A 25,105-nucleotide genomic window follows, 5' to 3' on the forward strand; every position below is an offset into this window, starting at 1 on the left:
CTACCATTAGTAAAACAAAAAAGCCATTCACAAGGAACGGCTCTTCTGTATCTAAATGTGGTAATGAATAAGTTAATTCTTCTGAAACTTATATCTTGAAACAATCGTATTCTCGTGATAAACATAAACCAGGTAGGTTCCAGTAGCAAGCTCTGCAACATTCCAATCCACCACATTTTCCCCTACTTCCAGAGCTACCGGAATTTTCTTAAGGTTAACTCCGGTAACATCAGCCACAGTAAGGGTAACGTTAACTTTTGAACTGCTTTTAATTTTTACCATCATATTCTCATCTACCGGATTAGGATTGATGTCAACAATTGCAATTCCTACAGGAGGATTTTGAAATTTAGAGATTTTCAAATCTTTTGTCACCTTACAAGGAACCCCGTTAAAAAATGCAACCAATGTAACCTGATAAACACCTTCATTAGCATAGGTATGTACCGGAAATTCTTCTTTGGATTCCGCTCTGTCCCCAAAATACCAAATCAGGCTTTCGTATTTTTGCTGGAAGGAAGGTCTGAATTTTACCGTCAACTGGTCGGCGGAAAAGTCAAAATCAAACGGACATGGGCCTACATTGTTGCCCACTTTAATGGGTTTTTTCAACTTTACAATATTCACCATTTACCACTAACTCCAGGGTAACTTTATATTCTCCTGCTTTACCAAAAACATGAGATGGATTTAAATCATTTGAATTCGTTCCATCCCCAAAAGACCACTGGATTTTATCCGGCACCACTCTTGAATTTAAACTAAATGACGCATTTAGTCCATTGGTTTTATAACTGAAATCATAATTACATGGTGAAGGAGGACTTACTTTCTGATTTATGATTACCCATAAATTTAATTCCACTTTACATTCTTCTCCAATTATCAAAGCAGTTACCCTATACTTACCAGGTGCCTTATAGGTATGTACCACTTCAACTCCCTTGCCAAAATCGCCATCACCAAAATTCCATTCCACATTAAGGACTTTAAAATCTCCCTTTGCATAAAATTTATAAGAATTTCCGCCCGCAGTAGTAGATACAGGTGTTGGAAGTATTTGGATGGCTCCACAGCAATGTGCTTCAAAACTTGTCTTTGGAGGATTAGGTGGGGGTGCAGTCAACAGTTTCACTTCTACTTCCTTAACCACATCTCCGATACAAGCCGGAGAGGAAACTTTAAGGGTAACTTTATAAGATCCTGAATTTGCATATTGATGCTTAATGCTGGCTCCCTCACCTCTTTGACCATCCCCAAAATCCCAATAATATTTAGCATCTTTCAATTGTGGCTGAGCTATAAATTCAACCCACAATTCATTTGCTGCTTGTTTAAAAGTGAACTCAATTTTACAAGGGTTTGGTGCACTTTGCTTGCAAATTATAAAGTCGTGCTGCTCAGATCCATTGGCACCATTTGCTTTCTGAACCAAGGCAGGACGGGCACAAGGGTCAATAACCTGAATTAAATAAACAGAGGATGGGTCTTTGAGAAAAGGAACCACCTGTGAATAGAATCCATTTTTATCCGTTCTGATTTTCCATGCTGCATTCTGCTCTCCGGTGATCAAAACATCCCAACCCGAAACCACTTCCTTGTCTGTATTGTATACGGTACCGTATATTTTAAACCCGGTGTTGCCCGGTTGTGTGATCCCAATAAATGGAAGGATCATCATTAGAAAAAAAACGGGGAGAAAATTTTTCATATATAACTTTTACAATTTTTGTGAAATAATATATACAAATATATATTAAAATAACCTAATTGTCTCAATTATCCAATCAAATTGATGGTTATTTAAAAATCAACGAATCTCTAATTGCGTACAACCGATAGTAATCCCTGATTTATCCAAAGCTAAAACCTGATATATACCCGGCAAATAATTTAAAATATCAAAAGTTTTTTCTGTTATTGGATCCTTAACCTCCAGTGTTCTTATCCACCTTCCCTGAATATCCACTAATTGAAGTGCGGCAATCCCTGACTGCTCAGGCAACTTGACATTTACAATTCCATGTGCAGGATTTGGGAAAATATCCAATTTCACAAATCTCTCTTCAGAAACTTTAGAAAGTGATGAATACCCATTGGCGAGTGCATATTCTCCCGGAATTAAAACATCTAATCTCATGAATCCTCTGCGATCATTTGGTGTAACTTTTAGCCGGGTATAATCTGAGTATTCTCTCCATGGTTCAGTCCAATCTTTTCTATAGACCAATATTACGCTATCCTCAGAAGTATAAATAATATCTGCATCCAGTCCTTGGGCATTTGAACCATTATAATCCAACCTACCGGTTAATTTCAACTTCCCAAATGGAAGTGTATTTACTTGCCAGAAATGGTTGGTAGAAATTTTCAGAACATTGTCCAGTTTTCTATCGGCAGATGGTCCTACGAGATGATGGACGATATGCACGAATGCACTGTCTGTTATTTCTGCTACATTGGGTGACATACCGGAACCACTCAGACTTATCCCACCAGTTTTACTCACTATTGTCTGATCTTGAAGACTGGCAAGATTTAATTCCTGGCCATCATTCAGTAGGATAAATGCAGTTTGGAAATTATTGGGTAATTCAATAGTACGCCAGGAAGAGGATCCACTGAGCACGAGAGAATTTTCAAATCTATTCAAGTTACGATCATAAAAACTAATTTTCAAAGGTGCCTCAGTAAATATATGATCAGCATGATGTCCCTTTTGTTTGATATTGACATCCGCATAATTTTTCCCATTCACAGTCTTAAACTCAAAACTATCCACAAAAAAAGCGCAATAGCCCCGATTAAAAATATGATCGTTAAAAAAATTGGTCATATCCTTTCCACTATTCCTGTTGAGGAAATCGCGAAATTGAAAAGCATTCATCGAAGTACCGCTTAAGCTATCAAAAATCACATGACAAACTTTTCGATATGCTGAATCACCCAGATACCCTCTTAAGTTATGTATCATTGCTGCACCTTTTCTGTAAGTATGGGTTCCATAAGTACTTTCATAAGGCATTGGGGACAGTGGTAAATAATCGCCATCGTTCAAGTGGGCATTAAAAATAATATTAGCCAAATTCTCTTTTACCACTTTCACAAACCGTTCTCTTCCGTAGGCAAATTCAAAAAATAAATGTGCGCTGTATTCTGCATTTCCTTCTTTGATCCACATGTCTCTGGCATCATCTAAGGTGGTTAAATTTCCCCACCATTGATGACCAAACTCATGTGCAAACAATCTTTCATTTTGAGTGAGATCCCCTCCCGTAATGGTTCCTACCGGGTAGGCAGTGTTTGTAGGATGTTCCATAGCACCCTGAGTCGTTGCTACAAATCCAACCCTCTCAAAACGGTATGGCCCAAACCAAAATTCAAAGGCATCGATTGCTTTTGGCAGTTTGTCAAACTGGTTTTTCATTTGGTTGATTTCCGTTTTACGTGCAATCAACTCAATAGGTACGTTTCCAAATACACCCGTATGATTTGATTTTTCAATAACATATTCTGATACTGCAATACTTGAAAGGTAGGTGGGGATTTCATCCTTCATGCTGTAATGTCTGTATATACGATTGTCATCTAAAGAATCTTCAGAAACAAATGTCCCTACACAATACGCCCTTGCAGGTGCCACTGATGTCACATAATAATCATAAGTACTTCTTTCCACAAAATTATCAAAGCAAGGAAACCACACTTTTCCAAAATTAGGTGGCGTAGTCGATAAACCTATGCCCAGATTATAGATGTAAGGATCTGCAAAATAAAAACCACCCCACACTGGATCTCTTGATGGTACTCCATGATAAAATATATCCAGGGAAGCAACCAAATCTAGGGCCAACTTTTCACCAAAATAAGCCTGAATCAATTGGTCTCTGTAATTAAAATTCAACTTCCGGCCTTTATAATAAATTGAATCTACTGTCAAGTCCTTTAGATCAAGAATAATCCATTCGAGCTCCGGCAATTTTGTTTTGAAGGTAACTGTAGTATGCGCAGTTATACTTTTATTTTTTGCATCCGTAACGTCAATATAAATGGAGTAATTGAGTATATTAATTGAATCACTTCTTCTATTTGAGTTTTCTATTATTTGCAATTCCTGGATTGTTGGTTCTTGCTTTATTACAGGTCTTTCCGCATGATGACAAGAATATTCATGAATCAAAGGCTGTGCAGATAAGCTCCCTATTAAAAATGTAAAAAAAACGACTTGACTAAATTTCATATGAAGAGATTAAAATAATTTAGCTAATGATTTTTGGCACTAAGATTTGACTTGATTTTTTTCAGAGGTGCAATGACTAAAAACAAGGCGGTGGAAGTTAATAGAAAGGCCATAAAAAAAGAAGCGCCGGGAAATACAATTGGGCTGGAAGTCTTTGTAAAATAGTTAAAAAGAAAAGTCATTAAAAGCGGACCAAAAATTGCAGTTATGCTCATCAAAGAAGTCAACCCACCCTGAAGTTCACCCTGTGCATTGGCGGGCACCTGATTTGCCACCAGGCCTTGAATGGACGGCCCTGCAATACCACTCAAAGAAAAAGGAACCATGATTAAATACATATAAATTCCAGAAGGTGCAAAAGCATAAGCAAGATAACCTAAAATGGCCATACTCATCCCGAAATATATCGAATTTACAGGCCCAAATTTTGGTATTAAAATTCGACTTAAGCCACCTTGTACTATAGCCATCATTAATCCTACAAAAGCAAGTGAGTACCCAACGTGTACTGCATCCCATTTAAATTTTTCCATCGTATAAAACGCCCAGGTGGCTTGTAAGGAGTAATGGGCCAAATACACCAAAAAAAGTATGAGAATAAAACTTCTTAAAACAGAATACTTAGTAAGTACTTTGAAGGTTCCTATCGGGTTTGCCCGCCTCCAGGAAAATTTTCTTCTATTGGCTAAATTTAGGGACTCAGGGAGTACAAATAAGCCAAAAACGACATTGGCCAATGCCAAGACTGCTGACCCGAAAAAGGTACTCTAAATCCAAACTGCCCTAAAACTCCACCAAGTAAGGGTCCAATAATAAAACCTAAACCAAAAGCTGCCCCGATTAAACCAAAGTTTTGTGCTTTTTTCTCTGGCTCACTCATATCTGAAATATAAGCAGCTGCTGTGGAATAGGACGCCCCTGTAACACCTGCAAGTATTCTACCAACAAACAACCAAACGATATTAGGAGCAAATCCCTGTATAATATAATCCAGCCCAAAACCAAAAAGTGAAAGTAGTAATACCGGTCTCCTTCCGTATTGATCACTTAGCGCGCCCATAATCGGAGCACATACAAACAACATGATGGAGTAACTGGCCGACATCCAGCCTGAGTAATAGGATGCTTCACTAAGATCTCCTCCGGTAAGATGCTTTATCAAATCAGGCATTACAGGAATAATAATTCCAAGCCCAGTTACATCAATTAAAACCGTAAGAAATATAAATACAAAAGCTCTTTTCATTCCATTCATACCAAATAACGGCCACGAAGATAGGACATTATTGCACTATGTATAAATTGAGAGAATTGAATTGATGTTGTGTTAAATACGAGGCCAGGTTCACATCTATAGTTTTACAAAGCGTTGGTACTGTTTTTGTCCATTGACTTCCATACAAATCAAGTAAGTGCCGGGGATCAAGTAGGACGTATTATAACTAATAAAGTCTCCTTCGGTCAATCGAAAGTGATTAGCATCCAATTCTTTAAGATTTAAATCCAATAACCGAACATAGACCTCGATTGAACCTTTTATTTGGTGGGAAATCCTTAATTCTGAATTTACAGGATTAGGGGATAAAGTCCAATCCTTTTCAGAACTCTGAAAATTAATCGTAACCCAATTACTTGCCATTTCCTTACCATCAATACCCTTTGCAATTAATTGGTAATAGAGTTCTCCATTCCCTGATATTTTAGCATCTACATAAGTATTTGTTGATGGAGACAGTTTAGCAACTGTTTCAGTGCCCAGGAATTTAGATTTGCGAATAAGTTCGTATCCAACCAAATCTTCATTGTGGATAACTGTCCAATTCAACCATGCGTCCTTCCCCTTCTTTTCAACAAATAACGCCAACTCTTCCAGAGCGAGCGGTCTTTGTCCAAATAGCTCAGCCTCACTCATCAAACCACAATTAGGTGGAAGATTGTATGCATGCACACCATCATCACGTCTCAAAGAAGAACCCTGATTAGCGCTATAACCTAAACCACGTCTGGCAAACACATTCCATATTTCACATACATTTGCGCCACCAAATAAAATGGAATCCGCCTTCAAAATTGCATTTCTTGCATCAACAAACCCGGGACTGCATGCTTGCAATTTAAATCCTTCCATGATTAATTTATTGGCTTTAATGTTTCCGGCGGAAGAATTAGATTTGTAAATATCCTGCTCAAATCCGTATTTAGTCACCAAGGCCCAATTCAAATCCCAAATCATTGCACACCAAACATAACCTATCCCGTGTGGTTGAGATATGTTGATCAGGTCTCGCAACATTTTATAATCCGCAGGACATGCATTCAAATCTACCGAATAAACAGAAGGTCTGACCCCTACACCATAATATGGTTGCCCACTAGGCCATGAACCAATGCCTCTTGGTTTGTAAGGATGATCAATGACCTTCTGGGTCATTACCAAACCAAAATAATCACTCCAACCTTCTCCTGCTTGTTCTGCATTGGAAAGGCAATTTGAATTATTAGGACCACCAGTCAATCTGGTAGATATCCCATGTCCATATTCATGCGCAATTATTCCGGCATCAAAATCCCCATCAGCCAATGCAGGCAGTGTATTCGTTAATGTAGCCTGAACGGGTAATAAATTTTTTATTTTTATGCAGTCTGCTTCACTTAAACCAAGCACAGGAATATTCACTAAAGGCCCATAAGTTCCATTTTGTAAGGAATCCGGGTAACCTGGCCCTACTTTACAAACCAAAGCTGCAACAGCCCCTGATTGCTGCACCTGATATGCCTTATAAGAAACTTCACAGTTACCTTCTTCAATCAATGCAAAAGAACCATTAATTGCTGCACCGTTTATCAGACTTTGGCAAGCATCATTTATATTATTTACATTATCCAATGCTAGCTCACACTTGGCAGTTAACCCGGCAGGAATTTTTCCGCCAAAACTTGCTTGCGAAAAAATTAAAGATTCATTATTTACTTTTAACTTAAATGCAGAACTTGGGAGAAGAGTAATAGATACGCCTGAAGCTATTGCATTTTTAATTCTCTCACCATCCAATTTACCGATCATTACAACTGGAATGTTAATACCACTTTTGAAACCACCTATTACAAAAGGCTCGTGTGGCTCGTTGTTTATCATTACGACTGCTTTTGCTCCAGCGCTTTGGGATCGGATAATCTTACTATAAAGCGTACAACTTCCCCTATCCACCAATGCAATGTTTCCATTCACCTGCGCACTATTTATAAAATTTGCACACCCCAGAGAAGGATTACTTGATCCATCATTTACCAAGATCAGCTGACCATTAAGAGGTGCTTTAATTTCAGGGCTAATAGCTGAAGCAACATACATTATTTTTCCAGCGATTTGAACAGGCGCTTCAATAATGATGGTATCCTGATTTGGTTTTTGCCAGACATACATCTGCATGTGTGCAGGATAACCATCCGGTGGAGTACCAAAATTTGCATTATTTCTTGCACCATCAATAAAATCCAAACCCTCTGCAATGACATTGTCCAAATCCAAACCACCGCGCCCAAAATTATTGTATTGAAAATTTCCTGTCTGTTCATTAAAACCATACTGATACCAAACATCATGCATGATATTGTTCCAATAAAACAAATTTGTAATGGCAGAATTTTTATTATTTATTGGTGGCAAAGATGGGTTGTACGGAAAATCATAATCTATTTGAGGGCCACCCACAGCTCTGGCAGCATCCCCTCCTGTGGGATAGTTGTCATCATCCATATCCTCATAAGCATCTACATTATTACCCTGGCTGGAATAGTAATTTATAAATCCATCATGATGCCAGCCAATTGGACTTGCATTACCTCCCTTTATCCAAGGACTGTACACAATACTTCTAGATCCATGAGAAGGACTTTCAATCGGCAGAGAAAAAACATTGTAACATGAATTACAAGAAGCTGCACTTTGAGCAAAAGAAAATTTACTAAAAGCACTTTTCTCCGCGAAATGAAAATGATCAAATGAGCATGATTTCATTTGATTATCTTCAAAAAGAATGTTCCCGGTTGTTGCATCTATAATGCTATTCCACCATTCTAAAGGTTGATTTCTTTGCCAATAAATATTGTAAGCTGCTGTCAATTTATCATTCTGAAAATAATATACCTTTTTAAACTTAAGCAAGTCATTTTTACTTTTCATTAAAGCAAAATGTTGCCATTGCGGCTCTGAAGAATTTCTATCCAACTGTTTAAAAGGTTGTTCAACACACTGATGACTTCTTAGAAATTTTTGAATTAAATATTCTGTTCTATGTTCAAAATGAAATTCTCGATCTGCCAATTTAAGATGAGTTGGAAATCCTCCCGTTCTGTAAATCAAATTACCTTTATCATCCAAATGAATTGCTAAATCAAGACCAAACACAGGAATTTGATTTAACTCCATATTAAGATACACATGTGTTATTCCGGTTTGAGCATCCCGATATTGAGAGGATATTTTAATTTGTCCAAGAGGAGGATTCAGTTTCTTTGAATCAACTATACCCAAAATGTATTTTTCAGATAATTGAGCATTAAGCTGAAATGAAAAAAATGTTAAAAAAGTGATTAGAAACAAAAAAAATCTCATGATTACTTTTCAATATTTCCAATAAAAATTAATCATATACGAATATTGTTTTTAAATTATTCTTGCAAATATACTTGGAATAAACTAGCATTTAACCCATGTGAACTAAAATAAAAAGAGGATAAAGAAACCTGAGTAACTTTATCCTCCAAATCATTTCATTTGCTATGCTTAATCCAATATTACCATCTTCCTGGTCTGGGTATTGGTATCAAAATCTACCTGGTAGTAATATACCCCTGATGTAGATAGCATGGACTTTTCTATGATCCATTCCTGATAGCCTTTACTCATTTCCTTTGTACTGCGGAAATACACTTTTCCGGTCACGTCGTAGATCGTTAATTTTACTTCTCCCTTCTCCGGTAGTAACATACCGATTACGGTCGTTCCATTCCATGGATTCGGCTCATTCTGCAACAACACAAATTCATTCTGCAATCTACCCTGCGATCTCAACTCTATCCTGCCCTCTTCCAATCCTTCTCCTATACTCATCGCTGGGGTTATGCTGCTGCCCAGGTGCATCACATCGGATACCCGTGCATCTGCTTTGGCTCTTACTTTCACCGTAAACAATCGCTCTCCACTCTTTGAACTGCCATCCCAGCTGAAGGTGATTTTTCCTTCATTGGCCCTGTGCATACTGTAATGCTCTTCTCCAAAATGGTTACCTCTGTTGCCCGTAACTTCCATCACTTCCATCATCTCTGCATTCCACTCCATCGTCATCTGGAAGCCTCTGAACTGGTCTATGTTGCTTGAGTTGAATTCTATCTCGTACACATTTCCTTTCTTCATCTCCTCATCTCTGTAGCTCAGATCCATCACCTTCCCACTTCGGCTGGTCGTGTTCTGGTACCCTCGCGTCTTCGCCGACTCATTTACATCTCCTATCTTGATGCCGATGAAGTTTCCTACGGTATTCGATGACATCGTCGGTATGCTATACACTTCCGGGAAATTCTCCGTCAACGCACTTTCCGCACTCGCAAAACTATAATACTCATCCACAAATCTCCAGCTGGTATTGCCACTGATTTCCTGTGTCAATCCCAATATCAGTTTTCTAAGATCTGCAATGTCTCGTGCGGTCACTGTCTTGCTTCGGTTTACATCTGCCGCTACCATTTTGTATGGTGAGGTGATCGGCTCTGTTCCCAATATATGCTTCTGTATTTTTACGATATCCGCTGTACTGACGCCATTCAACCAGTCATCGTTCTTACCAGGTTTTACTGCATACGATCCGCCTGTAGCGATTGGTCCAAATGCATACTCTCCTTCAAAGTTTGTACTCGTCGCAGGCATCGTGGATTGTTCCAGCAATACCCCTACTTTCTCTACTTTACTACCTCCCTCTGTTTTGATCTGTCCATTCACCGTCACATTCAAGGTCTGTGGACATTGTGGCTCACTCTGCGGATTGTCCCAGATGATGATCACTGTCTTACACACTGATGTATTGCCATTGATATCTGTTACCCACAGTTCCACATTTCTAGGTCCTATGCTGTCGCAGGTATACGTTCTGGATTTATCACTCGTATCCGCACTGAAACTAAAGGTCACCGGATAGCCGCAGCTGTGGCCTGAGTTTACATTCAGGTCACTGGCCCATACCACTGCCATCTTCGTGTCCGGTGTTCCGTTTCCATCTGTATCCATACCTGTCAATCCAATGGACAAATCACGGTGACAATAAGCCGTCGGTGATTTGCAATTCAACAAATTCACCTCTGACTGACACTTCGCGGTATTACCGCATCGGTCTTCCACTTCCCACTTGATGATGTGTCTGCCTAATGGCCATGTGCCACTTGCTGTATTGTCTCCTATGGTTGCTCTTTCTATATCGATCGTACCGTCGCTGTTCAAATCTACTTTGTATCGGTACAACAATTCTGATACATCCGTACAATCGTCTATGGCATCTATGCTCAGACTGATCGGTATCGGTCTGCATTGTACATCGTAGCTGCAGATCGTCGTATCCCGACACAATTTGGTAATGACCGGATCTATCAGATTGCTCACTTTGATGATCTGGGTATCGCTGAAGATGACTATGTTTCCTAATCTATCCCGCTGACACCAGTCGATCAGTTTCCATACTCTGAAAATTTTAAAACATGGATCTCCGGGTACGGTTTGTGAAAACACATGGTCATGGTAACTTAAGCCTACCAGACTGCACTCATCGTCCACATACGTTGGAAAATTATATGGTGCACTCAATCGCTCCGGGATCAACAAATCAGGATTACATATTCCACTCGTATCCAGATCCGCTGGCCAGGTGATGGACAGATAGGTCATTGGATGGTGATTGGATATTTCTATTCTCTGTGCACAGCTTGCACTGTTGCCTTGTCCGTCCGTTACTGTAAATTCTCTGATGATCAGACCCATTCCACACTGATTCATCCCACTTGTATCTATCCGCTCACTTACTCTTGGACTACAATTGTCATACGCTATGCCATCCTGTGGATGTCCGTTTATGTAATGCCAGTAGATCGGATCTATTACTATTTTCTCACGATCTGCTTCATTGTCCACTACTTTACCAAATGAGGTGCCCAAATTATTTAAGTCTATGTCAAATCTGCAATCCACTGAGATATCCGGTGGACAACTGATCAATGGAACATCTTTATCCTGTACCTCCACGCTCACCATGCACACACTTTCGTTTCCGCTTGCGTCTATTGCTTTGAAGGCTACCATGATCGTCCTGCCTACATCCTCACAACAAAAGCCAACTTCAGGTCCCCAATCGTCTTCTCCTACTATGCCACAGGCATCCGCATCCATTCTCCTCACTTCAAAATGATGTAAGTGACACTCATCAAAACTTCCATCGTCAAATACTTCTGCAGGCACCCAATTGATTCCTGCATCGTTCAGTGCCACCACTGTCCTTCGGTCGCATATCGCCACAGGTTCTGTATCGTCTTTTACTGTAACTATCAATGTATCGGTCGTAACATTATAACAACCATCATAGATTCTGTATATCACCGTATCTCGTCCAACAGGTAAAATTACTTTTCCTCCATTCTTTCCTATCAAAGATCCGCCCGGATAGCTGATGTCCACCCGCAATTTGTCATGGCATATATCGTATGCATCTATCGCAGGCAACAATACATCCGCCTCGCAATCTCTGTGTCCTGTCGTAGCATCAAAATCATATGGACGGTGGGTTATGATTGGGCCTTCGGTATCTCTGATCTGGATAAATTGTATACCCAAAACCGTAAACTCCTGATTGCACCACCACTCTCTGGCTCGCCAGGTTCGCATGATCTTATGTACAGATCCGATATCTCCAAGATCCTGATCTTCATAATCTACATACATGTTGCAGATGAAGTCTATATTCGGCCATATCTGATATCCTTCCAAGGTCGGTATCCCCGTAATGCTCGGATGTGGATTACCATTTGCATCTAATCTCGATATTCTGCTGCACTCCAGATCTACTATCTGATCCGGAAATACTATCGCATTGATGTCCGGTCTTTCTACTCTGATCAACTGTACACAAGTGTCGCTAATGTTACCATAGGTATCCGTAGATATCCAGGTTCTTCTTACTTCTTTAATGTATTCCGGATTGCAATCCAGTTTCGTCGTCAACTCATCCAGTAAAGTCACCGTGTATCTGCTGCAATCTTCTATCACAGCAGGATTCGCCGCATTCAGATTGAACTGGATGCAACTCATGTCCTGATCTCTGCAGATGATTTCCGGGGCCAATTTATCTTCTACCGTTACATAGGACCAGCAAGAATTGCCGGTCAAAGTATCTGTTACTTTTGCGACAATTGTTTTTCCTAAATAATGGGAATCGATAGGATTAGGTATAGGGTGGTTGTAATGACTCAATTCAATAATTTTATAATCCGGACAAATCCCTCCTGTTAACAACATCTCCGGAGTGATGGTCACTTCACAATTCTGATCTAAGGAAACGTTGACATTTTTGCAAGAAATCGAAGGGTTAGGGAGTATATTAATATTAAAACTGCAAGTACTTACTGCACAACAAGTATTGGCACTGTACTCTACAGTATATGTACCCGGAGTCAAAACCGAAAATGGAGTTGGCCCTGCAGTCTGGGTAACCGTTACTGGATCAGGTGTAAAAGTAAAATTTGTAATGGTCAGAGTGTTTTCAAATTCCTGATTATCTGAATTTACATTAAAAAGGAATTGATCGCCGGCAACTACCGGAATGGTAACTGTGCCATTAGCAATATTTTCATCCAATGGTAAAGACAAAGTAACCCCTCCTCCACTGGTAGTATAATAACCTGCATCATCAGTCATAAAAGTTCCACCCGTAACTTGAGATTGCCAATCAAAACTTATAGTTCCATTGCAAGGAATCAGATGTTCAACAGAGGTGGTTTGGGCAAATCCTGGAAGACCGTTGTTTGCTCCGGTGATATAAAGTGATGATGCATCATGGCTAATGATTGCATCTTGTCCAGCGCCAGGAACCTGTGATACAAATACATTATTGTTAGTCCAAGTGTAGGGGGCAAACTGCCCTATAAAACCAGGGTTATATAAACAAGGATCAAAGGCGTTTGGAATATTCCAACTAACAATTATATCACAATTTTGTCCTTCTAATTGGATATTTATGTCATTTGGACAATTTGTTATTACAGGTTTAGTACTATCTACTACCTGTATTTCAAATTCACATAAAGTGGAAAGATTCATGCAATTAGTCGCATAAAACGCTCCAAAATAAGTCCCACATGATAATTCATCCCCTGGTCTTGGCCCTACAACAGATATTGTTGGCAAACCGGAACCAACTAAATTGAAATCACTGATGGTTAAACTGTCAATCCCTTGGATGTTATCAGAATAAACTTCAAAACAAACGCGGTCTCCTGCCCCAACATTATAAAATCGTGATCCTTGCGAAAAACTTCCTCCTGGAGTCAAACCATCTACTACAAAAGCACCTGTCAAAGCATTTTCAATTCTTAGCACTACCCCATCGTCAAAAAAATTATCATTATTTGACATTCTTGCCCTAAAGTCAAAGCTAAGTGTACCTGCACAAGGGATATAGATGCAGTAACTGTTTATTGAATATGGGCCTTGTGACCCATCGGAAACTCCTATTAAAGTTATAGAATCAGTACCATGTAATATTAATCCAGGGAGTGTGCCACCTTGATCACCCGCAAGATAATTTATCTTTAAAATGGAAGGAAAACTTAAAATGGACACTTGGTCGCACTCTTGAACGACTGTTGGTGAAATAAGTGGATTTTGAATAGTGCACACAGTTGGGTCATTAATTTCCAATAGTGTTAATACATCAGGACAATTATTTAATAACGGTGGGAGAGACCCAGGAAGACATTGTGTTTGTGCAAAACAATAATTTGCAAAAACAAACAATAGTCCTGTAAATAATTGTGTAGTAAATTTTATAAAAGTCATAGCAGAAACGTTTTAGTATACTTCTTGTACGCTATAACACGCTATGAACTAAAGACTTATATTATTTGGGGTACTAATTAACAAGGCAAATATAACATTTATTTTAAATATGTATATTTTATTTGCTTTTTAGCTTAGATCGAATTTAATAAATTGGTGAACCAAAAAAATAATTTAAAAAGGTTGTTTAACCTTTTGAATCTTCAAATGTTAACTTTCTGTTTCCTCTAGCAATAAACAATTTAAAAAATTTACCTTTGTTTGCTAGTAATTTATATATTAATATATTTAATAATATTATTTAGATATGGCCATTATCATTACCGAAGAATGCATTAATTGTGGCGCGTGCGAACCTGAATGTCCCAATCATGCTATTTATGAAGGGGGTATTGAGTGGGCAATGGCAGATGGCAATACTCTAAAGGGTAATTATACTCTTGAGGATGGGTCTGAGGTAGATGTTCACCAAAAAAATCAGCCAATTTCAAACGACTATTATTTTATTGTTCCTGATAAATGTACGGAATGTGTAGGCTTCCATGAGGAACCCCAATGTGCCGCAGTTTGTCCGGTGGACTGTTGTGTTCCTGACCCGGATCGAAAAGAGTCAGAAGAAAAATTATTGCACAGAAAGAGTGCGCTACATCTCTAAAGGAAACTAAATTAGAACTTGAAGTAATATTATGGTTTGTATAGACCTCTATGTTTATCCAAGAATTTATCTTGGACTACATTTTTGCAAACTTTTTTCTTCCTTTTCCTTCAGCAAAATTCAACTCAATCAAATAAACTCCTGATGCTAATGCATCCGTTTGTATGTCTATGCTTTTTACTGCAATCCTGAATATGGATTCGGATTGAATTTTTCCATTCAAGTCAATAATTCTCCAAGCTGTAAAGGCTACATCAGATTTTACATGCAGTAGTTGTGTGACCGGATTTGGAAATAGCAGGAATTGATCTTCAATGATATTCTCTGTGGAAGTATTAAGTAGATCCACCTCTCTTGAATTGGCGTTAGTACCACAGATGTTACTGACCGTTAATTTTACATTGTAGATTTTTCCTGAATCATACTGATGTACCGGATTAATTTCTGTACTGGTTTGTCCATCTCCAAAATCCCAAAGTAAATCTTTAGAATGACTGGACTTATCCTCAAAACTGACCGTTCTGTTAGGACCTATATTAAAATCAAACGATGGGCCGGGTTGATTATACACATAAACTGAGGATGTTTTAACTACATCAAAATCGGTACCCTGAACGCGCAAGCTAATGTTGCGCTGTCCCGAGGAAGAAAATCTTACATTATGTGGACCAACCCCGGTTGCTGTTCTTGGCAAAGATAAATTTCCAAAATCCCATTTGTAGCTAATCCCAGATCCAACCAAAGCAGAAGTTGAAAATTTTACGGTTTTTGTAATACAAATTTCATCCGGATCAATGGTCAGCTGTAGTGAAGGTGTTTCTGTCAATCGTTCTTTAACATGTACATTATCTAAAAAGAAATGTCCATTTACTCCTCTTAATAATCCTAATTGAACTACAATTTTCTTTCCTTTAAAATCCGATAAATCAAATGCCTTATTCTTCCAATTTGATCCTGATAATGGCACCCACCTCAGATCAGAGGATGTATCTACAGTATATAAATCAGTAGAACCATTCATATAGATTCTTCTGGTTTTGTTTACACCTTCACAAACGGTTATAACATCCACATAAAAAGAGTCCGGATAACTTGTGAATCTGGTGTCCTTATGGTAGGCATAATCAAAATATAAGAACGGTTCAACAGATTTACTCAAATCTATCGTGGTAGAATACAAATCAATCGGATAAGAACTGTAACTGTAGGCTGAACTGGTAAATCCAAGCATTTTGCTAATCTGTCCATTTTTATCAATTTGATTTTGTTGTATCCAGTTAGAAACCGGTATCGGGTTGGTCAATTTCCAATTCGTTGGAACAACACTACCTTCAAAACCTTCCAACATTGGGTATACTCCTTGTTCATCCGCTACTTTTTGATTTTCAATTTTTATAAAACTGGTATCGTTAAATACATTTTCATCCGTATTTAAAGAAACCCAAACCGGTATGAACTGCACCCCTTCAAAATCTAATCGCAATCCTTGTTTGAGTTCGATGATTACGGAATCTTTGTATTTTAAAGGAGTATTATATGTTTCTGTAATTTTATTTATACCATCAAAATATTGAATTGAAAAACCTTGGACCAGATTAGAATTTCGATTATGTACAATGACTTCCGGTCTGACATAGGTATCGTCCCCACATGAAACAAAACTTCTAGACAACCAATTATTTCTTGTCTTCATTGACAAATCATTTTTAATGGAACAACTGATTAATGTGTCCGACAGACCAATTGCTTTCAATCTTCTTCCCAAGACACCTTTTTGAAAACCCGCCACAGAAAACCACCAATCATTTTTTGGATTATCAATTGGGATTGTTGCCTGATTGGAATAAACTATAGAGTGGGCTTGCATATAATTACCCTGCAAAGTGTAAATCTGAAAACTATCCTTCACAGATGCATTCCAACCTAGTGTCACTTCATTCGGACAGTACTTAAGAATTCTTAAACCTGTGAGGGTGCTTGAAATCGTAAAGAAATTGCTGGTCTCCACCAAAGTACCCTGTTTGATTTCAATTAAACATGAGTCGGAAATGATATTATTTGGTACTGTCCAACTTACCAACCGACTGGTACCCGGCACACCCCTGACGTTGGTCCAAGTCCTGCCTCCGTTGGGAGAAAATCTTATAAAAACAGAATCTGAACTAAGGCTTTTGTAATGAATTTGTGTGACTTCAAGATTGTTGTATTTTTCTCCGCCGATTGGAGAAGTTAGTCTTAATACTTTTTCATCATAATGGCTAAGTAAGATAAACGGAACTTTATTATCCGGAAGAAATTTACCTTTTATTCTGATGATATACTTCCCAGGAACAGGAAATGGGATCGTTACTTGTTCAAAATTATTGAGGCTATCCATCCCAGGTCGAGCCCCAGCTGCCAATATTGCAGGATCAGGAGTAGGATCCAATACCCATGGCAAAATTGTAGTACCGGAAGGATTTATTACCTCCATGTCGATGTCGTTGATCAAAACTCTTTCGGCAATCAAGGAAGCTTCTTTCTCCGCCCAATAGATCATAAAATTGGCTTGGGCAATTCCTTCAGGGATATCGACTATTATTTCCTTTAATTCTGATTGATTGATTTCCAGATTTTTAAAATTTTTCTTTTCGAGACACTTGTATGCGCTATAGGCATCAATTACTCCAAATCCAAATATATAATCAGGTCCAGGTGTCCCAATATCTGAAGCAGTATTCATCAAGACAGACTTAATTAAAGCAGATGGGGGATTTACACCTCCATTAAAATTCTTGTAAGCCTGGTAAAGCAAGGCTGCTGTCCCTGCGATACCTGGGGCGGCAGCAGATGTGCCACCTCCAACCTGATATATATTGCCATCCTGCGTACTCAATTGACCATTCCCTCTGGAAGCAACATCAGGCTTTAACCTGCCATCTTTAGTCGGGCCTCGGCTACTCGATGCATCGATCAGTCCATTGATTTGGACATTTGCAGCAGTGATTACATTTTTTCCAATTTTATGACCTCCGGTAATATTTCCCCATTGATTTCCAGCACCATAACCACAGTCAAGGTTATTGGAGTTGCCCGCTGAAAAGACATGTAGCAAACTAGGGTTCTCATAAATTTGTTTGTCCACTATTTGGGTAATGGCTGTGTAGCCCAAATTACATCCATTGGAATAGGATGAATTGGTAATCACTACACCATTTTGCTGATGAAGATCCAGGGTAGCATCCAAAAAATCATCCTGATAATTAATCCCAAAAAGTTCTGCAGCATTAGCCATGCCGGATATTACCGGATCTATATTTCCTGCCCCGCACACTATACCGCTAACCATATCCCCATGGGTCCCATTGGAACCATACACCTGGTTGTTTATTCTACCTTTAAAATCCACATGCGGCCCAACAAAACCATCATCTCTCACACAAACTTTCACGCCGGATCCATCTAAAAAAATATTCTCTTTTGTATTTGACGTGATTTGATTGACCCTATGCAAGGTCTTGCCTTCTCTATCCTCCGGTTCACCGGGTTCCGGGGCGCATGAAACGTACTGAATCCAGTACTGTTTAATCAAATCTTGCATTTTATCGATTTCACATTCCACATACAGCAACCGATAAGCTTCAGCATATTTAAGATTGTTCATGCCAAAAGAGGATACAAGAGCAAGAACTTTATCTCGTGGAATCATGGGCATATGCTGAATCAACAAAATTGCTTTAGACCCATTTGACCTGGAGCAGGGTTCTCCTTGAAAAATTTGCTGACTGCATTTATTTTTTAATCCAATTTTGGAGATTTTCTCCAAACCAGGAAGATTGCTTCTTAAATCAATTCCTTTCTTAATGAGGGCCAAATAACTGGAATGCCCTACATAATCGAGCAATTGAATTCCCTGGCGAGACAGTTCATTCTTCTCTTGTGCACCAGGTAGCGCCGAGAATTTAACAATCCTGTATACCTCATCGTGAGGCTCTCGATCGATCTCTTCAAAAGAATTTATGGTCAAAATATTATTTTGTCCAAACATCGAAAAACTAAAAAAAAGATAAAAGAAAAAAATAATTGATCCGATGTTTTTCTTTGATTTGATTGATGTCATGATCTAGTCCTTTTTTTGATCCGGTGTAGAGTTTTGAGGAAGCAAGCTAACTGCTTTAATACAGGGGTGATTGCAAAGTTCAATAATATTTGACATGGAAGTCTCCATTTTTATAAAATCATTTCTTGCAGATTCTACTTTACCATAATCATCAAACTCATCTAAGGGTACCGAACCTACTGTTTGAATAAGCAAGATACAACGGGAATTGTCATTTGGCTTAATATCTTTTAAGATTACACCCCCTGCAAGTTTTTCATCCGGTGGAATTACGGTTAATTTTGAAATTACGGTTTTGTCCAAATTTTTCTCCGACCAATTATTTTTCCAAATTCCCAAATAGAGATTTTCGAAAACAAATTCCTGAATGACAATACCACCGGACTTCAAATTTAATTTATCTCCATCTGTCAGCATTCTTTTTGTCTCAATCTTCCCATATTCAAATTTTCCACAAGAATCCCTGTTAAGATTATCCAACTTTATGGTACTGCTGCAAGATCCAAAAATGATCACCAATAAAAAACTATATAGAAAAACCTTCATTTACTTAAGTTTGAAAATATTTGATTCAAATAATGTATAAAACTACTTTTTCGAAAACCCCATATCAGCCACAAGATAAGTGCCAGACTCATGCTAAAACCAAGAGAAAACATAGAGATCAAAGTATTTAGGCTGGACATACTAGCATCTGTAAGCTCGTACACTCCGATCCTGGCATTTGAGATATTAAACAAGGCCAACAAGAGCACCTTAAACAGCAGAAAAACAAGTAGAATGATAGCACTCCAAAGCAAGCCTTTTAGCTTTTGACGCACGGCGATAGGTGTTGCAATAAAAATGGAGATCAGAAAAAGAAGTGGAATGGTAAACATTTCAAACAACTTGAACTGAATAGATTTGGTAGGCATAGTAGCATATCCTTGTCCGGAGGCCCGGGCTTCTTCAAGTGCTTTTTTCATCAGGAAAGGATTTCCATAGACCAGATACATCATGGTTTTATCTTCCTTTTTGGTAATTGGATCAACAAATTTTTGTGCTTCAATTTCACAGGATGGAAGTGCAGTGGAAACAACAAATTCTACAGAATTTCTAAAAAATGCGTGAAATGAAGTAAAGATACCCAACTTTGAAAACGCATAAGCCCCTAAACCATAAGTTACGATAAAAAGCAGTATGAAGCGAAGTAAAGATCTAAGCATTCTTATGAGCAGTTTTTTTCATCACCCATTGCACCCAGAGTAACCACATGATGACACTAATCAGAAGAAATGCAATTACCCCTCCATGCAAATGAAAAAATTCGAAGAATGCTGGCCAGTGAATACCCGCAAGATACAATCCCCCAATGCGAAGGATATTTAAAAGGAACAATATAGACAAGCCTACAATTAACCCTGAAATTTTATATTTTCTTGCAACTAACGGAAGGGAAATAACTGCAATCGCATATAAGGCAGAAGCTTCAATACCATCGCAGCCACCTTTTATACTCACTCTAAACTGATCTCCCTGGATTAAATCTCCTTCAATGGATGTTTTATAACCCATGACAGTTAGCAACATACTCGCAAGATTGGCCTGAAAATTCAAAAGTGCAGGCATTATATAGAGTTCATAAATTGGTGAATAGTAGAAAGCATAAAACAACACTATCAAACCAATAAAGCTGGACAAAAATTTTCCAATAGGTGGTAAATTTTTCCACCAATTTGCTATTTTACTGAACATGTGTGGTGTCGGTTTTTCTTTTCTCTGCTTCTAAATTCTGAATTTTTTCGAGGGAATCCCTTAGATCTTTGTTTCTGATAAACTTAAGACTGTTATCCGGTCGCACCAATTCCACAGAACCAAGGTTCCAGCCATCTACCAACAAGATTGCATCTCTGATTTTCAAAACAAATGTATCCTGACCATGATAGATCCATCCATCGACTGCCAATCTGTAGAAAGGTCTTTTCCCATTAAAGTAATTGTTAAAATCTACTGTATCAAATACAAATGGTTTAAGACCAATGCTGTCAAATTTGCGAACCAATTCACGATACTGAAAAGACATAGAATCCCGATAGATCTTCATTTCTGATTCATTGTTTACCAAAGCAGTTTCCTGTTCAATGACGTAATCAGACAATTGTCCCAATTTTAATGTTTGCAAACTCCCTCTCCTTATTAAAAAGCCTGTCTAAAAACAATGTTGAATCTTTATCAAATACAGACTTAAGAATTATGTTGGCCAAATTTGTTGGCGTCATGATTTCCTTTTTGGACTGACAACCATAAAGGGCAAGTCCTAAAATAATAACAACAATAGTAAAATTTAAAAATTTCTTCATAAAATTCAAAAGATATATAATTTAGTTACGTACAAATAATTTCATTGGTTTATTGTTGATGGCCACCAGCACACCTTGCTTCTTTTCTTTTCCAATTTTTACAGGAACAATATTCCGTACATCATAAGGAATAAAAAAACCACTTTCCAAAACGGACATAGATTTAAAATTTCCTTTTCCGTCTCCACTAAATAATTGTCCTATTGATTGATCTGCTCGCTGTGTCTCATATTCTGAGGCATACCAATTTCCTCCAATCAATAAGTCTTTCTTTCCATCTTTAGTAAAATCATCATAGATCATGCCTTGTACGGCTGAAATTTGTGCTTCGAATGGGAGCAACTGTTCGGTAAAAGTGTTTCCGTGTCTAAGAAAAACTACTGATGCAAACTGATTAGCCTGCAAGTGAACTCCCTTATCCTTTTGTTCACCAAGAATTTCTTCAATGTTTGCATTTGCAAAATCTCTGTAGGATGGAAAATTCTTGACCACATCCGGTAATTGTTCTGAGGAACATTGTCTTCCGCGGATTGGCACAACTCTATCCTTAAGGTGTTTTGCAAGGAATACATCAAAGGTAGTATTGCCATCAAAATCGTTGGCATAAACCTCTAAAGGTTTTTCTACGGTTGGTTGAAATTTATAATTCTGTCCTATGTTGCCAACAATGTAATCCATTTCACCATTTCCATCTACATCTGCTTCAACGATTCTGTTCCACCATCCGGTAGATTGCGGCACATTATACATTGAAGTATCCCTTATGAATCTTCCATCTTTTTGAATCAAAAAAGTTAATTTCATCCATTCACCGACCACCACTAAATCTTTAAATCCATCTTTATTGACATCCGACACCACTGCATCTGTGACCAATCCCAACTTAGAAAATCCCGGACCTGTCTCCACTGAAACATCTTTAAATTTGCCTTTGTCATTGCGCAGTAAAAAACTATTTCCTGGCAATGGATAATAATTTGGAATAACCCTGCCACCAACAAAAATATCTTCATCTCCATCATTGTCATAGTCAAATGCCTTTACACACAATCCACTCACGCCGATCTGTGGCATGTCTTTCATTTTTGTAAAATCTCCTTTCCCATTATTCAAATAAATCCGATCTTGATAGTAAGAATAATTGACTGGTTTTTCTGTACCTCCACTAACCACGTATAAGTCCTTATCCCCATCGCCATCTGCATCAAAAAACTCAGCTCCGGTATCCTCATATGCTTTATCGTCTACCAATACTTTTTGTTTTCTTTCGATGAATTTCCCCTCACTATTTTGGAGATATATTGCTCCCGGCTGATCTTTAGCTCCGCCGATAAAAAAATCTTCCAGGCCATCCGCATTGATATCTGCGACTTCAATACACGGGCCATTCATGGATAAACGATGAGGTAATAATACCTGGGGTACAAAATCATTAAAAACATTCTCCTGATGGGTAAAAACGGGACTGATTAACTCGTTGGTACGCTCTATAAAAAGTGCTGTCGCTTTTGCATTAGAAACATTTGAATTTTTTGAATCCCGGTAAGCAATAGTCAGCAGCTGATTTGTTTTAACGGTGCCCATTTGACTCATTTTACCATCCGTCCAAAAAACTTTAACACTGTCCACATTCTTTTTTTGCCCACATCCAAAGTGAAGTATTGGTTCAACTGAGGACTGATAACCTCTGACCGTTTTAAATTGCTCTATTAATTTTTCTTCTCCAAGATAAACTTCGACTTTCGCACCTAAGCCAAATTTATTACTCTCAGGACCGTCCAATTTAATCCGTAAATAGTTATTTCCTTTTAAATCATTTCTATACAAAAATGCTTTTTCGTCTACATTGCTTACGACCAAATCCAGATCCCCATCATTGTCCAGGTCAGCAGTAACAGAGCCGTTGGACCAACTTGGTTCTTTGATTCCCCAGTCGTCCATTTTTTTACTAAACTTAAGGTTCCCTTCATTTTTGAAAATATAATTCACCAGTTTTACTTCCGGATAATTTTCCAGAAGACTTAGCATAGGAGCCAGTGTGGTGTTATTGTTGTTCTTTTTTATGGCCTCATTTAATTGGGCATCTGTTTTTAAAATGGCATCATTGTCAAAGACATCGCGTCTATAACCATTGCTTATAAAAATATCTCTTTTACTGTCGTTGTCAAAATCAGACATTAAAACTGCCCAGCTCCAATCTGTGCTTTTCACTCCAGCGAATTGTGCCACGTCACTAAAAAAACCATTACCTCTGTTCATTTGCAACATATTTTGCATGTATTGCACATGTACTCTTCCAGAAGTAAAGTACTCATCCCATTGCGCTCCCCTCACCATTGGGGACATAGACACTTTAGCCCGCCAATAATCATCCGGCAACATTTCTACACTCATGATGTCTTCCAGACCATCGTTGTTGATGTCAGCTATATCCGTACCCATGGCATAAAATGCGGTATGGTTGGTAACCTCTTTAATTGACTCTTTAAAGAATTTTCCCTGTTGGTTAAGATAGCAATAGTCGTTCTCGGTAAAGTCATTAGAAAAATAAATATCCTGAAATCCATCCCCATTCAGATCTGCCACAGTAACCGCTAGACCATAACCGTAGGTCTCCCCCAGCCCCATCTCCTTGCTCACATTCGAAAAAGTATTGTCACCATTATTTCTATAAAGACTAACTTTATTAGCTGGATTGCCATTTTTTCTACCCTCCAATACGTCGAAAACCGTTAGCGAAAATCTATCAGGGCGATTGGAAACGACCAAATCCAGATCATTGTCATTGTCATAATCAAAGAAATTAGCCATGATGGAAAATCCGGCATCGTCGATTCCATATTTTGCACCTTCCTCTTTAAAAGTATTGTTCTTTTGGTTTACAAAAAGTAAATTCTTCCTTAATTCAATTGGCTCAATACTGGCACCACGACAAACGTATACATCTAAGAATCCGTCGTTGTTGATGTCCACCATCACTACTCCGGTATTCCAACCCTTTGTGCCATCAAGAATCCCGGAAGATTTAGAGATGTCTTCAAACTTGAAATTGCCTTTATTCAAATACAGTCGGTCATCCACCTGATTCCCGGTGAAATAAAGATCCGTAAGACCGTCATTATTGATGTCCCCCGCTGCAACTCCCCCTCCGTTATAGATATAGTGAAAAGTTAAAAAGCTAAAATTTACATCCTCTTTTAAATTGTTGGAAAAATCAATTCCGGACTCTTCAGATTCAATTTTTACAAATTTACCAGAAGCTGAACTTGAGGATGTCTCACTCTGCTTTTGATCTGCATTATTGCAAGATTGAAAAGTAAGCAACAGACAAAAGGTAAATAAAAGCGAGAAAAGACACTTTTTCATGAGGAGATATTTAAGTCCGCAAAGATAATGCACTGTGTATAAAAACCCTTAAAAATCAGGGTGCTAAGCACTATAAAGCAATAAAAAATGCCCTCCACAAGTGAATGTGGAAGGCATTTTTATAAGTTTGGAAACTAATCTTTTTTGTAAAAAGCATCAGGACATGTATCAGGTAGGCTATAACGGGAACTGCAACCAGCATTCCTATAATATCAGATGTAGTGAATTCACCCCAAATCAAATAGATAAGGATCCATCCAATTATCGCCAATACAAAAGAAATCCAAAACGCCTTTTCAAAAACTTCTTTTAA

Annotated in this window: 13 protein-coding genes and 1 pseudogene; 1 reads left to right on the plus strand and 13 read right to left on the minus strand. The window is 38.3% G+C overall.

Annotated elements, in window-relative coordinates; genetic code table 11:
• Positions 1–72: 72 nt before the first annotated feature.
• From IPJ83_14345 to IPJ83_14370, 6 genes and pseudogenes are all read right to left on the minus strand, one after another.
• The gene (locus IPJ83_14345; GenBank protein MBK7881723.1) at positions 73–612 is read right to left on the minus strand and encodes a T9SS type A sorting domain-containing protein; all 540 of its coding nucleotides are present in this window, start codon (positions 610–612) and stop codon (positions 73–75) included.
• Positions 596–1,711 (minus strand): PKD domain-containing protein, encoded by a 1,116-nt coding sequence (locus IPJ83_14350; GenBank protein MBK7881724.1) that lies wholly within the window; start codon positions 1,709–1,711, stop codon positions 596–598. Before IPJ83_14350 ends, IPJ83_14345 begins: the two co-directional genes overlap by 17 nt.
• A 99-nt stretch (positions 1,712–1,810) precedes the next feature.
• Positions 1,811–4,240 (minus strand): T9SS type A sorting domain-containing protein, encoded by a 2,430-nt coding sequence (locus IPJ83_14355; GenBank protein ID MBK7881725.1) that lies wholly within the window; start codon positions 4,238–4,240, stop codon positions 1,811–1,813.
• 23 nt (positions 4,241–4,263) lie between these two features.
• Positions 4,264–5,495 (minus strand): annotated as a pseudogene (locus IPJ83_14360) (TCR/Tet family MFS transporter).
• A gap of 96 nt (positions 5,496–5,591) precedes the next feature.
• Entirely contained in the window at positions 5,592–8,855 is a 3,264-nt protein-coding gene (locus IPJ83_14365) for a M36 family metallopeptidase (GenBank protein MBK7881726.1), read from the minus strand.
• A 171-nt stretch (positions 8,856–9,026) separates the two neighbouring features.
• Positions 9,027–14,333, minus strand: a complete 5,307-nt coding sequence (locus IPJ83_14370; GenBank protein MBK7881727.1) for a T9SS type A sorting domain-containing protein — start codon at positions 14,331–14,333, stop codon at positions 9,027–9,029.
• Between the two features lie 307 nt (positions 14,334–14,640).
• Between IPJ83_14370 and IPJ83_14375 the strand changes: the two genes are divergently transcribed.
• Positions 14,641–14,988, plus strand: coding sequence for a 4Fe-4S dicluster domain-containing protein (locus IPJ83_14375; protein ID MBK7881728.1), 348 nt, complete (start codon positions 14,641–14,643; stop codon positions 14,986–14,988).
• A 76-nt stretch (positions 14,989–15,064) separates the two neighbouring features.
• Here IPJ83_14375 and IPJ83_14380 read toward each other — a convergent pair whose 3' ends face one another.
• Genes IPJ83_14380 through IPJ83_14410 form a run of 7 tightly spaced genes read right to left on the minus strand, consistent with a single transcriptional unit; the run spans position 15,065 to position 24,792 of the window.
• Positions 15,065–19,087, minus strand: a complete 4,023-nt coding sequence (locus IPJ83_14380) for a S8 family serine peptidase (protein ID MBK7881729.1) — start codon at positions 19,085–19,087, stop codon at positions 15,065–15,067.
• A 3-nt stretch (positions 19,088–19,090) separates the two neighbouring features.
• On the minus strand, positions 19,091–19,633 hold the full coding sequence (locus IPJ83_14385) for a hypothetical protein (protein MBK7881730.1): 543 nt from the start codon (positions 19,631–19,633) through the stop codon (positions 19,091–19,093).
• Positions 19,630–20,292 carry a hypothetical protein gene (locus IPJ83_14390; protein MBK7881731.1) on the minus strand — a complete coding sequence of 221 codons (663 nt, stop codon included), beginning with the start codon at positions 20,290–20,292 and terminating at the stop codon, positions 19,630–19,632. The genes IPJ83_14385 and IPJ83_14390 overlap by 4 nt, the downstream gene beginning before the upstream one ends.
• Complete coding sequence (locus IPJ83_14395; protein MBK7881732.1) at positions 20,285–20,821, minus strand: archaeosortase/exosortase family protein; 537 nt, start codon at positions 20,819–20,821, stop codon at positions 20,285–20,287. The genes IPJ83_14390 and IPJ83_14395 overlap by 8 nt, the downstream gene beginning before the upstream one ends.
• Positions 20,811–21,224: a hypothetical protein gene (locus IPJ83_14400; GenBank protein MBK7881733.1), complete on the minus strand. Its 414-nt coding sequence runs from the start codon at positions 21,222–21,224 to the stop codon at positions 20,811–20,813. Before IPJ83_14400 ends, IPJ83_14395 begins: the two co-directional genes overlap by 11 nt.
• Entirely contained in the window at positions 21,217–21,426 is a 210-nt protein-coding gene (locus IPJ83_14405) for a hypothetical protein (protein MBK7881734.1), read from the minus strand. The genes IPJ83_14400 and IPJ83_14405 overlap by 8 nt, the downstream gene beginning before the upstream one ends.
• Before the next feature lie 21 nt (positions 21,427–21,447).
• Complete coding sequence (locus IPJ83_14410) at positions 21,448–24,792, minus strand: VCBS repeat-containing protein (protein ID MBK7881735.1); 3,345 nt, start codon at positions 24,790–24,792, stop codon at positions 21,448–21,450.
• Positions 24,793–25,105: the final 313 nt, after the last annotated feature.

The sequence above is a fragment of the Candidatus Vicinibacter proximus genome, from assembly GCA_016713905.1.
GTDB lineage: Bacteria > Bacteroidota > Bacteroidia > Chitinophagales > Saprospiraceae > Vicinibacter > Vicinibacter proximus.

Coding starts and splice junctions, on each gene's coding strand:
- IPJ83_14385 (MBK7881730.1), bottom strand. CDS start 19,633: ATGAAGGTTTTTCTATATAGTTTTTTATTGGTGATCATTTTTGGATCT.
- IPJ83_14370 (MBK7881727.1), bottom strand. CDS start 14,333: ATGACTTTTATAAAATTTACTACACAATTATTTACAGGACTATTGTTT.
- IPJ83_14395 (MBK7881732.1), bottom strand. CDS start 20,821: ATGTTCAGTAAAATAGCAAATTGGTGGAAAAATTTACCACCTATTGGA.
- IPJ83_14350 (MBK7881724.1), bottom strand. CDS start 1,711: ATGAAAAATTTTCTCCCCGTTTTTTTTCTAATGATGATCCTTCCATTT.
- IPJ83_14380 (MBK7881729.1), bottom strand. CDS start 19,087: ATGACATCAATCAAATCAAAGAAAAACATCGGATCAATTATTTTTTTC.
- IPJ83_14365 (MBK7881726.1), bottom strand. CDS start 8,855: ATGAGATTTTTTTTGTTTCTAATCACTTTTTTAACATTTTTTTCATTT.
- IPJ83_14375 (MBK7881728.1), top strand. CDS start 14,641: ATGGCCATTATCATTACCGAAGAATGCATTAATTGTGGCGCGTGCGAA.
- IPJ83_14410 (MBK7881735.1), bottom strand. CDS start 24,792: ATGAAAAAGTGTCTTTTCTCGCTTTTATTTACCTTTTGTCTGTTGCTT.
- IPJ83_14390 (MBK7881731.1), bottom strand. CDS start 20,292: ATGCTTAGATCTTTACTTCGCTTCATACTGCTTTTTATCGTAACTTAT.
- IPJ83_14405 (MBK7881734.1), bottom strand. CDS start 21,426: ATGAAGAAATTTTTAAATTTTACTATTGTTGTTATTATTTTAGGACTT.
- IPJ83_14355 (MBK7881725.1), bottom strand. CDS start 4,240: ATGAAATTTAGTCAAGTCGTTTTTTTTACATTTTTAATAGGGAGCTTA.